The 12,003-nt window shown below is 74.0% G+C and carries 9 protein-coding genes; 4 read left to right on the forward strand and 5 right to left on the reverse strand.

Annotated elements, in window-relative coordinates:
* Positions 1-170: 170 nt before the first annotated feature.
* On the reverse strand, positions 171-1,856 hold the full coding sequence (locus D7294_RS08440; protein ID WP_120677247.1) for a glycoside hydrolase family 13 protein: 1,686 nt from the start codon (positions 1,854-1,856) through the stop codon (positions 171-173).
* Positions 1,857-1,910: 54 nt separating this feature from the next.
* Positions 1,911-2,996: a LacI family DNA-binding transcriptional regulator gene (locus tag D7294_RS08445; RefSeq protein WP_120677249.1), complete on the reverse strand. Its 1,086-nt coding sequence runs from the start codon at positions 2,994-2,996 to the stop codon at positions 1,911-1,913.
* 276 nt (positions 2,997-3,272) lie between these two features.
* Here D7294_RS08445 and D7294_RS08450 point away from each other — a divergent pair, with 276 nt between their 5' ends.
* The 3 genes from D7294_RS08450 (at position 3,273) to D7294_RS08460 (ending at position 7,123) form a co-directional block, all read left to right on the forward strand.
* Positions 3,273-4,238: a pirin family protein gene (locus tag D7294_RS08450; protein ID WP_120677250.1), complete on the forward strand. Its 966-nt coding sequence runs from the start codon at positions 3,273-3,275 to the stop codon at positions 4,236-4,238.
* A 280-nt stretch (positions 4,239-4,518) separates the two neighbouring features.
* A complete protein-coding gene (locus tag D7294_RS33670) occupies positions 4,519-4,923 on the forward strand; it encodes a hypothetical protein (RefSeq protein WP_120677252.1) in 405 nt (134 codons plus the stop codon).
* A gap of 28 nt (positions 4,924-4,951) precedes the next feature.
* Positions 4,952-7,123: a tetratricopeptide repeat protein gene (locus D7294_RS08460; RefSeq protein WP_120677254.1), complete on the forward strand. Its 2,172-nt coding sequence runs from the start codon at positions 4,952-4,954 to the stop codon at positions 7,121-7,123.
* A gap of 13 nt (positions 7,124-7,136) precedes the next feature.
* Here D7294_RS08460 and D7294_RS08465 read toward each other — a convergent pair whose 3' ends face one another.
* Positions 7,137-8,729, reverse strand: a complete 1,593-nt coding sequence (locus D7294_RS08465; protein ID WP_241562202.1) for a hypothetical protein — start codon at positions 8,727-8,729, stop codon at positions 7,137-7,139.
* Positions 8,730-9,335: 606 nt separating this feature from the next.
* Between D7294_RS08465 and D7294_RS08470 the strand changes: the two genes are divergently transcribed.
* Positions 9,336-9,926, forward strand: a complete 591-nt coding sequence (locus D7294_RS08470; RefSeq protein ID WP_120677257.1) for a histidine phosphatase family protein — start codon at positions 9,336-9,338, stop codon at positions 9,924-9,926.
* A 58-nt stretch (positions 9,927-9,984) separates the two neighbouring features.
* Here D7294_RS08470 and D7294_RS08475 read toward each other — a convergent pair whose 3' ends face one another.
* Entirely contained in the window at positions 9,985-10,866 is an 882-nt protein-coding gene (locus D7294_RS08475) for a phosphotransferase enzyme family protein (protein ID WP_120677259.1), read from the reverse strand.
* Between the two features lie 204 nt (positions 10,867-11,070).
* Positions 11,071-11,958 (reverse strand): HTH-type transcriptional activator IlvY, encoded by an 888-nt coding sequence (gene ilvY / locus D7294_RS08480; protein WP_120677261.1) that lies wholly within the window; start codon positions 11,956-11,958, stop codon positions 11,071-11,073.
* Positions 11,959-12,003 lie beyond the last annotated feature (45 nt).

The following is a 12,003-nucleotide window of genomic DNA, read 5'->3' on the forward strand; positions in this document are numbered from 1 at the left end:
CCCCGCCGCGTTCACCTTCCCGCCGCGGCGCGGGGCCGTTGCCGCCCGGTGCGGCGTGCGGGCCGCACCCGGGCCTCACCCGGGGCCGGCTGCCACCGGGCCACCACCCGCACGGGGCGAGTGGTGCGCGGGCGACTCTCCGCGCGGGGAGCGCCGCCCGGTCCCAAGGGTCAGGGGCGGGACGCACCGCCTCCCCACAGCCAGGCCGTCGTGTCCGGCGGCAGCAGCCCCCCGGCCAGCCGGTCACTGGTCAGCAGCACCCCCCAGTTCCGCGGCAGCGGATAGGGCTCGCCGGAGAAGTTGACCGCGCAGCGCAGCAGCGGGGAACGCTCGAAGGCCAGCACGCCCTCGGGGGTGTCCAGCCAGCGCAGCGTCTCGCCGTCGAACCCCGGCTGCCCCTGCCGCAGCCGCAGCGCCGCCCGGTACAGCTCCAGCATCGAGCCCGGGGTGCCGGACTGGAACTGGGCGCTGAAGTGCTCCCACTCCACCGGCTGCGGCAGCCACGGCTTCTCGCCGCCCTTCGGCCCGAAGCCGAACGGCGCGTCCGAGCCCGACCACGGCAGCGGCACCCGGCAGCCGTCCCGGCCGCGCACCGTGCCGCCGGAACGCGTGAACGCCGGGTCGCGCAGGACCTCGTCCGGCAGGTCCTCCACCTCCCACAGGCCGAGCTCCTCGCCCTGGTAGAGGTAGGCGCTGCCGGGCAGCGCCAGCATCAGCAGCGCCGCCGCCCTGGCCCGGCGCGTGCCGAGACCCAGGTCGGAGGGGCCGGCGTCCGCGTCCCGCTCCCTGGCCGAGGTCACCCGCCGGCCGTAGCGCGTGACGTGGCGGGGCACGTCGTGGTTGGACAGCACCCACGTGGAGGGGGCGCCCACCGCGCCGAGCGTGGAGACGCTGCGGTCGATCGCCTCACGCATCGCGTTCGGCTCCCAGGCCGAGCCGAGGAAGGTGAAGTTGAACGCCGTGTGCAACTCGTCCTGGCGCAGGTACAGCGGGAGCCGGTCCTCGCTGACCCTGGCCTCCGCGACGAAGACCCGGTCCCCCGCGTAGGAGTCGGCGATCTTCCGCCACGTCTGGTAGATCTCGTGCACCGCGTCCTGGTCCCAGTGCGGGTGGTCCTCCTTCCGCCGCTCGTGCTCGAACTCGAACAGCGCGTCGTCCGGCAGGCCGAGGTCGGGCAGCGCCGGGTCCTTGGCCAGGCCGTGGGCCACGTCGATGCGGAAGCCGTCCACGCCCCGGTCGAACCAGAAGCGCAGGATCGACTCGAACTCCGCGCGCACGTCCCGGTTCACCCAGTTGAGATCCGGCTGTTCCGGCGCGAAGAGGTGCAGGTACCACTGCCCTGGCGAGCCGTCGGGCTCGGTCACCCGGGTCCAGGCCCGGCCGCCGAACCTGCTGCGCCAGTCGTTGGGCGGCAGCGAGCCGTCCGGGCCCTTGCCGTCACGGAACACGTACCGGTCGCGTTCCGGCGATCCCGGCTGCGCCGCGAGGGCCTCCCGGAACCAGCGGTGCCGGTCCGAGGTGTGGTTGGGGACGATGTCGAGGACGACCCGGACGCCCAGCGCGTGGGACTCCGCGATCATCTCCTCGGCCTCGGCCAGCGTGCCGAAGACCGGGTCGATGTCCTTGTAGTCCGCGACGTCGTAGCCACCGTCCTTCATCGGGGACGGATACCACGGATTGATCCAGACGGCGTCGACCCCCAGCTCCTTGAGATACGGCAGGCGGGCGCGCAGTCCGGCGAGGTCGCCGACACCGTCCCCGTTGCCGTCCGCGAAACTGCGGAGGTAGACCTGATAGACGACGGCGGTGCGCCACCAGGGTGCGGCCGTTTTGTCGTGAATGCGGGTGCGGGGCACGTATCTTCCATTCCTCTTGCGAGTTGACCCTGGAAAATGCGCGGGTGGAGCGGCTCACCGCGCAAGTGTGCGGCTGTGCTGGTCCGGTTCAGGTCCCGGCCGAGGTAGGGAGACGGTCTGATAACGGGGTCGCGCGACGGGGGCCGCGCCCGTGGTGCCGCGAACTATCAGCTCGGTGGGCACCACCACCCGGGAGGGTTCCTCGCTCGCCCCCGACAAGGCGTCGAGTATCTGGCGGGCGAGCAACTCCCCCTGGTGAGCAACGGGTTGTGCGATCGTGGTGAGATCGAGCAGCTCGGCGGTCTCGTGGTCGTCGAAGCCGATGACCGAGACGTCCTCCGGCACGCGCAGGCCGACCCGGCTCAGCATGCGCAGGGCCCCGAAGGCCATCTGGTCCGATTCCGCGAACACCGCGGTCGGCGGGTCGGGGAGGGAGAGCAGCCGCGACATCGCCGAGGCGCCCTCCTTGATGCCGAGGTGCCCCGGGGCTTCCAGGTCCGGGTCGTAGGGAATCCCCGCCTGGGCCAGCACCGTGCGGTACGTGTGCTGGCGGACGATCGGGGTCGTGAAGCCCCTGGGGTCCACGGGGGCACCGGTGATCATCCCTATCCGCCGGTGCCCCAGGTTGATGAGGTGACGAACGGCGGTGCTCGTCCCCTCGGCGTTGTCGATGGAGACGTGCCAGCAGCCGGGAATGCGGGTGCCGAGCACGGCGATCGGCACTTCCATCGACACCAGCGCCTCGCGCTCGGCCGCCGAAAGCGGCAGGTTGAGCACGATCAGCGCGTCCACGCGGCGACGCAGCGGCATGCGCGCGAAGAAGCGCTCGTGCACCCGCTCGTCGCCCAGGTTGTACAGCAGAATGTCCAGGTCGTTGGCGCGCAGGACCGAGTCGATTCCGGCCACGACCTGGCTGTAGAACCACCGGTTCACGAACGGCAGGACGACACCCACGGTGCCCGTCCTGCCGCTGGCGAGGCTGGAGGCGTGCGGGGAGATCGTGTACGAAAGCTCCTCCGCGGCGCGCAGCACCCGCTCCCGAGTGGCCTCGGAAACATTCGGTAACCCGCGCAGGGCGCGCGAGACCGTGGCGGTGGACACCCCCGCGCGCCTGGCGACATCGATGATGCTGGCGGCCATAACCCTCCGATCACGGCGATGAGCCGAACGTACTGCCGCAAGCCGAGGGAGTGCAATCGCTTACATGAAAAGATCTTGGGTGTTTGCCGAATTGGTGCCCCAAGGCGCCGGCCCGACGGAAGACTCCCAGGTGAAACGCGTGAAACGGATGATGTAAGCGTGTACATGCACGGCCGTCCCGAGGCGCTGACCAGGCATGCTACCCGCGTTGACCCAAGGGCCGCGCACGCGCGCCGACAACTCTGTGGCCAGGGGGAGAGGGGAGAGGATCGGCCCATGAGCAATCTCGACCTGAAACCGACCCCTACCGTCTGTGGGGGCGCCGGGGATTCGGGCCCCGTCCACGACGTGCAGCCGGCGCGGCAGGTGCCCCTCGGCGAGAGCACGGTGGTCCGCCGGCTGCTGCCCCACCTCGGCCGCCGCACGGTGGGCGCCTGGTGCTTCGTCGACCACTACGGGCCCGAGGACATCGTGGACCGCCCCGGCATGCGGGTCCCGCCGCACCCGCACATCGGCCTGCAGACCGTCAGCTGGCTGCACGCCGGCGAGGTGTTGCACCGCGACAGCCTCGGCAGCGCCCAGACGATCAGGCCCCGCGAACTGGGGCTGATGACGGCGGGCCGGGCGATCGCGCACTCCGAGGAGTCCCCACGCGCCCGGGCGCACGCCCCCGTGCTCCACGGCGCCCAGCTCTGGGTCGCGCTCCCCGCCGAACAGCGCCACCGCGCGCCCTCGTTCGAGCACCACGCCGCCCTCCCCGAGGTCACCGGCGGCGGCCTGAGCGCCACCGTGATCCTCGGCACCCTCGACGGCGCCACCTCGCCCGGCACCACCCACACCCCCCTGGTCGGCGCCGACCTCGCACTGGCCGAGGGCACGGACACCCGGCTGCCCCTGGAGGAGTCCTTCGAATACGCGGCCCTGGCGATGGCGGGCGCCTGCGAGGTGGACGGCGTCCCCCTGACCCCCGGCGCCCTCCTCTACCTCGGCAACGGCCGCCGCGAACTCCCCCTCCGCGCCACCACGCCCGCGTCCTTCATGCTCCTGGGCGGCGTCCCCTTCGAGGAACGGCTCCTCATGTGGTGGAACTTCGTCGGCCGGTCGCACGAGGACATCGCCCAGGCCAGAACCGACTGGACGAACGGCGTCCGCTTCGGCGAGGTCCACGGCTACGACGGCCCCCGCCTCCCCGCCCCCGAACTCCCCGCAACTCCCCTGAAACCACGGGGAAGAACCCCCTGACCGGCCCGAACGCCCCCCACCCGGCCCTCGCGTTCCTCCCGCCCCTCACCGTTTCCGGGCGCGTGCGTCCGGCAACGCCCCCACCCGCTGACCGCCCCGCCCGGCTCCCTCCGCCCCCATGGCGGGCGGGGGCGAGCGCCCACGCGGCGCCGCGGCCCCCGGTGCGGCAGGGCGGCCACGCGGGGGTGCGGACGTGGCGCTGGGGGCCGGACCGGTGCGGGCGTTGGCGCTAGGCTGGTCACGCGACGGTGTGGTCCGGTGACAGAGGTGGGGGTGGCTGATGGTTGATCCGCTTTCGCTGGGGGCCGTTTCGGCGGCGGTGACGGCCGCGGCGAGTTCGGTGGGGACCGAGGCCGGGCGGGTTTCCTGGGAATCGCTGGCCTCGCTGGTGCGCCGGGCCTTCGGCCGTGGCGGCGAGGAGGCGGCGGGGGATGCGGAGGGGGCGGCAGGCGCGAGGGTGCTGCCACTTGACCCCTCCGAGCCCGGCCAGCCGGAGGAACTGGCGGCGCTGATCTACGGCAGGATCTTCCAGGACGAGGAGTTCGCGGAGGCCTACCGGAAGTGGTGGCACAGCAGCGAGGCCGTGGTGGGCATGGGCGGCGTCCAGGTGAACAACACGGTCGGCGGGCACGCCCGGGTGCAGCATCTGGTCCAGGGCCAGAACGTCACCTGGCACTCGCACTGAGCGCACCGCAGGCAGAGGCGGAGCAGCGATGACGGACGAGAGGCCGCAGGCCATCCGCAACGAGCTGGCGCACATCGGTGCCCATACGGTGATTCAGGCCGGGGGCGACGTCGTCGTCCACGGCGGGATGGACCGCGGCCCGTACCGGCCCCCGGTGCCCTCCCAGGTGCCCCCCAGTACCCCGTGGTTCGTGGACCGCACCGGGGCGCTGGCCTGGTGGTCGGATCTGCTGCGCGGGACGGAGCAGCGCCCGGCGTGTGTGGCGGTGGTCAGCGGTATGCGCGGTGTGGGGAAGACCGCCCTGGTCCGGCGCATGGCCGAGGAGGCCGGGGGCCGGTTTCCCGGCGGCCAGATGCACGTCGACCTGCTGGACTGGCGTGGCGAGACGGGCCGTGTCGACGTCTCGGGCGCCCTGCGCGGGTGCCTGCGGGCGCTGGGCGTGACCGAGCCCTTCCTCCCGGCCGCCTTGCCGGACCTCATGGCCATGTTCCGCACCATGACGGCACAGTCGAGCGTGCTCGTCGTCCTGGACGAGGTGACCGAGCCGGCGCAGGTGGAGCCGTTCGTGCCCAAGGCGGCCGGCAGCGTCGTCCTGGCCGTCAGCGATGCCCGGCTCGCGGAACTGGTCACCGCCGGCGCGTTGCCCCTGCCGGCGGTCAGGCCGCTGGAGCGCACGGATGCCCTGAAACTGCTGGCCGCTCGGTGCGGCGAAGAACTGGTCGCCGCGGATCGCGTATCGGCCGAGAACCTCGTCGAGTGGTGCGGCGGCCTGCCGCTGGCGCTCGACCTCATCGCCGGGCGGCTGGCGCTCGACCCCGTCCGGACCCTGTCGGATCTCGTCGCCGAACTGGCAGACGACGGCGCCCCTTCGGACGATTCCGCCTTACGGGAGACCCGTGCCGTGACCGCTGCACTCACCGCCGTGTACCGGAACCTTCCCGAGCGCTGCCGGCACCTCTACCGAGGGCTTGCGGTGTTCCCCGGCAGCGAGTTCGACGCGGACATCGCGGCGGTGATCGCGGAGGTGAGCCCGGCCGCCGCCGGCCGGCTCCTGCGGGTGCTGGAGGAGGCGAGTCTGATCACCGCGGCCAGGGCGGGAGAGGAGCGCTATCGCTTCTACGAGCTGGCCAGGACCCACGCACGTGCGCAGGCGGAAGGGCGGCCCGAGGCCGAGCGGAGGGCGGCGCTGCGGCGCGTCGTGGAGTACTACCGGGTGCGGGCCGCGTGCGCCGACCGGGCCGTGATGGGAGACCGGTACCGCGTCACCGAACACGCCACGCTCCTGGCCGGTGTCGAGGACCCCTTCGCCGGCAAGGACGGCGCACCGGCGGCGCTGGCCTGGCTGTCGCGGGAGCGGGGCAACGCCCTGGCCGCGCTGCGTGCCGCCGTGGCCGAGGGGAGGACGCTGTTCACCGCGGCCTGGCAGCTGGCCGAGGCGTTGACCGCGCTCTACCTCAACCAGCGCTTCGTCCGCGACTGGATCGAGTCGGGCGAGCTGGGCATCGCCGCGGCGGCCGGGGAGCCGGACGGCGGAAACAAGCGGGCCGAGGTCCGCTTGAGCTGCCTGCTGTCGCGGCCCCTCGCGGACGACGGCCAACTGGAACGCGCCCGGGAGCTGATGGACCGAGCCGTGCCCCTGGCCGACCAGACCGGCGACCTCGTTCTGCGCGCCTCGGCCCGGGAGTTCCTCGGACGCCTGTGGGAGCGGGACGACCCGGAGCGCGCCATCGCCCTCTTCGAGAGGAGCGCGCGGCTCAACGAACAGGCGCACGTGCCGCGTGGCGTCGCGCTGGCCGAGTACTTCATCGGCTGTGCCGAGACCGCCCGCGGTCGCCACCAGGCGGCCCTGGACCGGCTGACCCGGGCACTGCACCTGTTCCTCGCGCCTGAGGAGGGCGAGGGGGACCGGCGCATGGCGGGTCGGGCCAAGGTCGCCCTCGGCGAGGCGCACCGGGCCCTCGGCGACGAGGAGGCGGCCAGGCGGAGCCTGAGCGAGGGCGCGGAACTGCTGGAGACGGCGGGCGCGGTGGCCTATGAACTCCCCGCCCGCAGGCTGCTGGCCGGCATGGCGCGGGCCGACGGCGACCGGGGCGCCGAACGCGCACAGCTCGGCCGGATGCTCGACATCCTCACCGCCGGCGGCAGCCCGGACGCCGCCGCGGTACGCGAGCGGCTGGACGAGCTCGACGGCCCACCCTGACGCGCCTTCCGGCTCATCGCTCCGGCCACGGGCTCAGCGACACCTCACGCGCGCGCCCACCCAGCCGTACCCGGAAGGCGCCCGCCATCGGCAGTCCGGCCCGCAGGCACACGTAACCCACCGCCGACAGCACGGCGGGATCGTCGGGTTCCCCCCTCCCGGCCGCCCGCACCGTCCGGCCGTCCCGCGTGAGCAGCAGCGCGCCGCCGTCCGGCAGCCGGACGGCGGCGAGGGCGCAGCCGGGATGGCCGTGCCGAAGCGCCGCCAGGCGCCGCAGCGACTCCTCGGCCGAGGAGACCGGATCGCCGCGCGTCACCACCGACGCGCTCTCCGCCCATCCGTGTCCGCCGTCGGCGAGATCGCTGACGAGGTGGCTGAAGGAGCGGTCCGACTCCTCGCGTCCTGGCCGGGCCGCGGCGGGGAAGCGGCGCACCTCGATCACCCACGCCCCGGCCTCCCGGACCAGGACGCTGTTGATCACCTGCGCCGTGTCCCGGCGTCGTTCGGGTACCGGATCGGCGAACGCCGCGGGGCGGCGGACCGGTGCGGGCGGCTCCGCCAGGTGCAGCAGGCCATAGACGGCCGAGCGCAGGCGCGCCAGGGCCGTTCCCGGGTCCTGGAACGCCAGCCTTGCCAGCTCCCCGGCCGTCTCGGGGCGGTGGCAGGCCAGTTCGCTCTCGATCTGCTCACGCAGTCCCTTGGCCGCGTCCAGGCGCGGCGCTCTGCGCCCGAGCCCGTCCATCGCCGTGCCCGGCACCGACTCCTCGCCGAAGGCCGCCAGCAGCACGGGGCGGCCCAGCGCCGCCGCGTACAGCGTCACGGAGCCGTGGTCGCCGAGAACGATGTCGCCCGCGAGCACGGCCGCCTGCCATCCGGCGAATGGCGGGATCAGCAGCAACCCCGCGTCCAGCGCCGCACGTTGCAGCGTGCGGATCTGCCAGGGGCTGTGCCCGAACCACACGTTGGGATGCAGGATGGCGGCCACCGCATAGTCGTCCAGCGGGAGTTCGGCCAGCAGCCGCCGCGGCAGATCCGGCACGGTCCCGATCAGCGACTGCGTTCCCCAGGTGGAGGACACCACCACCAGCCGCCTGCCGTCGCCCTCCTGGAGCCCCAGAGCCCGCCGGTAGCGCGTGCGCGCGGCACGGCTGTCCAGCAGCCGGTCGTAGCACGGGTCCCCCACGAGCAGCGTCCGTCCCGCGAGATCCGGCCGCGCGGCCGCCAACTGCCCGGCCTGCCCCGGGTGCGACACGGCGTACCAGGACCGTTCGCTCTCCAGCAAGGCGGCCGGGACGACCCCCGACAGACGCCGTCCCGGCCCCCGCGCGTCCGGGACCATCTTGTGGAACCCCACGCCGTGCGGCAACACCAGCACCGGGGCCCGCAGATGCCCGAACGAGGCGTTCTCCGTGGCCGTCAGCACCAGGTCGCACGGGCCCTCGCCCGCCTCCTCCCACCCGATCACCCGCACCTTGTGCGCCCCGAGCAGGTCGAGGACCCCGCCGTTGAACGCCGAAGTGGAGTCGTACCCGAACAGCACCTCGACCCGCGGATCGTCCCCGAACAGTGCCGGCAGCACCTCAAGCAACCGCGTGGACGACGTCACCGTCCGGGCGGCCACAAGCACCGTGCGCTCGGGAAGGAACGTCCGCCACCGGTCAGCACGGGCACCCACCGACACGGCCGGCGCTGAAGCCCCGTTCACGCCGCCCCCGAACGCAACGTCATCCCATCCCGGCTCCCCGGCTCCCCGGCTCCCCGGCTCCCCGGCTCCCCGGCTCCCCGGCTCCCCGGCTCCCCGGCTCCCCGGCTCCCCGGCTCCCCGGCTCCCCGGCTCCCCGGCTCCCCGGCTCCCCGGCTCCCCGGCGTTAGCATAGGGTGTCCTTTCTTGTCAAGTGTGGGTTGCTGTGCCACGTCTTCCTACGGTACGGCCGCCGCCTGCCGGCGCGGCGCCGCAGTGAACTCGCCCGTGGGGATGTCGGCCGGTGCGCGATACGCGACGTGCTGCCCCGCGGCGGGCGCCGCGCGGCGGGGCGGTCCCCTCCCGTGCGGCGGCCTTCCCGGTCCGCCCCGGAGGAACGGGCCGTCCGGCAGGCGCCGTTGGCCCGGGCGTGCTCGTCCCGCCACCCGCCCGCGCCGCTCGTTTCGCAGGCGCCCCGGCCGGGAAGGCCGGACGGAGCGGCCCGTCGCCGCCGTCGGGGGGAGCCTGGGCATGGCAGTGGAGATCGTGTACGAGACGCACGCGACGACCACGGACAACGAGGCCGGCGTCTCGACCGGTTGGCTTCCGGGTCGGCTCTCCGCGCAGGGGCGGCGGGAGGCCCGCGAACTGGGGGAGCGGCGCCGCGGCCAGGACCTCGCGGTGGTCTTCACCTCCGACCTGCGGCGTTCCGTGGAGACCGTTCGCCTCGCCTTCCCGGACGGGCGGCCCCCGATCCGGCAGGACGCGCGGCTGCGGGAGTGTGACTACGGCGAGTTGAACGGCGGGCCGTCCTCGCTCGTCGCCGCCCGGCGGGCCGGTCACCTCGAGGTTCCCTTTCCCGGCGGGCAGAGCTACCGGCAGGTCCTGGACGCCACGGGTTCCTTTCTGCGGGAGGTGGCCCGGGAGTGGGAGGGGAGGCGTGTCCTGGTGATCGCCCACACGGCCAATCTGTGGGCGCTGGAGTGCCTGCTGGCGGGGGCCTGCCTCCCGGATCTGCTCGCGGCCCCCTTCGTCTGGCAGGCCGGCTGGTCCTACACGCTGCCCACCGGCTGGGGCGGGAGAGCCGGCGAGCCCGCCCCGCCGGAACCCCGGCCCGGGTAGGCGCCTCCCGGCCACCGGCGAACGGCAGCGGCCGGGCCGTGCGCGGCAGGCCCGGCGGTCAGCCGTTGAGCCTGGCCGCCTGCACCAGCCGCCCGGTCACCGCGTCGAGGGTCGGCCAGGGCGGGCCCTGCCGCAGCAGGCGGAGGAGTTCCTCCCCGAATCGCCGCCCGTGGGGAAACTGGTCGCCACGCTCCCAGCGCCACGCCGCGACCATCGCGAGAACGAGGTGCCGGCACTCGTCCAGCAGCCCTCGGTCGACGTTCGGGTAGTGCGCGCAGACCGCCTCGGGCACGTGGGCGAGGTCGAACTCGACGGGTCCGCGGCAGCACGTTTCGAGGTCGATGACCAACGGCCCGTCTGCCGTGGCGAGCACATTGCCCGGATGCGGCTCGCCGTGGAGCAGCTGCTCCGCGGCGCCGCGCTCCTCGATCGCCCGCCGCAGGCTCGTCAGGCTGCCGCCGAGGAACGCGCGGTCGCTGTCGGCGAGTTCCGGGGAGAGGTGCGGGTCGGCAACGATCTTCTCCGCATCCGCGATCCGGTCCGTGAACCGCGGGCTCGCCATCTCGACCCGGCGCATGCCGGCGTGCAGCCGCTCCAGCGTCTTGGCGTAGTCGGCCGGTGCGAGTGGGGGCGGCACGGGCTCGTAGTAGGTCCACAGCGTCACGGCGAAGCCCTCGCGCGTGTACACCCGCGGGTCCACCCGGGGCTCCAAGGGGCACACCGGGCAGCCGGCCTCGGCGAGGCGTTGCGCGAGCTCGACTTCGAACTCTGCGACCTCCTGCCCGACCGGGGCGACCCGGGCGAAGACGTCGCACGGCGTCAGCCGCAGCGCCAGCTTGTTCGAGTTGTGCAGGACGGTCGCGTGCTCGGCCGGCAGGCCGAGCGAAGCGGCGACCGACGTCGCAGCCGCGATCGCACGCGTGATGTCGGGCCTCTCCACCCCCGCATGCTGTCAACGAGCGTGACCTGGTGCCAACGGAATTACCGTGGCCCGCGCGGCGGGGCGGCGGCCGGCCGCCCTCCCGGAACCCCGGAACTCCCGGAACCCCGGGAACTCCGGGGGCGAGGGGCGGACGGGCCGGCCGACGGGCCCGCGTCGACGGCGGTCAGGAACCGCGGGTTCGGCGCGTGGCGTCGATGCCCGTCACGGCCGGGCCGGGCGGTCCGCCCTGTCCGGCCGGGTCGCCGCCCAGGCCGCGGCGATCACGGGGCGGTGTACGTCGGCCCGCCGGATGCAGACGCCGATGGTGAGCCGGTCCGGGGCGGGCGAGACGGGCACCTGCCGCAGCCTGGGGCGGAGCCCGCTGTGCCGGAGGACGAGAGCGGGGACGATGCCGGTGCCGTAGCCCAGCGCGACCAGGGTGAGCAGCGCCTCGTGGCCGTCGGTCTCGGCGGCGATGTGCGGGCGGATGCCCAGGCCCCGGAAGTACTGGTCCGCGGCGGTGCGTACGAGTCCCTGCCGTGGCAGGACGAAGGGCTCCGCCGCGGCGGTGAACTCCTCGCCGGCCGGCGCGGAACCGGCCCGGACGAGGACGAGGGGCGTCCTGGTGATCTCCCGGGCGAGCACGGTGGCGGGTATCCGCGCCGGGAGGGCCGCGACGGCGAGGTCGGCCTCGCCCTGGTCGAGTCGGGCGAGAGCGGCCGCGGCGTCACCGGTCCGCAGGGAGACGGTCACGCGCGGGTGCGCGTGGCGCAGGGGGCCGAGCAGGTCGGGCACGAGGGTCTGGCATGCGGTGACGGAGGCGAACACCCGCAGGTGCCCGCTGAGATCGTCGTCTGCCGCGGCGTCGCTGCGGTAGCGGGCCCACAGGTCCAGGGCTTCGGCCGCGTACCTGCGGAAGGCGCGGCCGTGCGTGGTCAGGCACACCCCGTGGGGGCCGCGGTCGAGGAGGCGATGGCCGGTGGCGGCTTCGAGGCGCTGCACGGTCCTGGACAGCGTGGCGGGGCTGACGTGGCAGTCGGCCGCGGTGCGGGTGAAGCTGAGTGTCTCCGCGAGGTGGAGGTAGAGCCGGTACTGGTCGTGGTCCTGCACCTTTCACCTTTCGCAATGCCGCGGTACGCACGTTGCCGTTGACGT

The organism is Streptomyces hoynatensis (assembly GCF_003626535.1).
Taxonomy (GTDB): Bacteria; Actinomycetota; Actinomycetes; order Streptomycetales; family Streptomycetaceae; genus Streptomyces; species Streptomyces hoynatensis.

What these genes read in the sequence shown, in the direction of transcription:
- D7294_RS08445 (WP_120677249.1), bottom strand. Translation starts at nt 2,996, where the DNA reads ATGGCCGCCAGCATCATCGATGTCGCCAGGCGCGCGGGGGTGTCCACC.
- D7294_RS08450 (WP_120677250.1), top strand. Translation starts at nt 3,273, where the DNA reads ATGAGCAATCTCGACCTGAAACCGACCCCTACCGTCTGTGGGGGCGCC.
- D7294_RS33670 (WP_120677252.1), top strand. Translation starts at nt 4,519, where the DNA reads ATGGTTGATCCGCTTTCGCTGGGGGCCGTTTCGGCGGCGGTGACGGCC.
- D7294_RS08470 (WP_120677257.1), top strand. Translation starts at nt 9,336, where the DNA reads ATGGCAGTGGAGATCGTGTACGAGACGCACGCGACGACCACGGACAAC.
- D7294_RS08460 (WP_120677254.1), top strand. Translation starts at nt 4,952, where the DNA reads ATGACGGACGAGAGGCCGCAGGCCATCCGCAACGAGCTGGCGCACATC.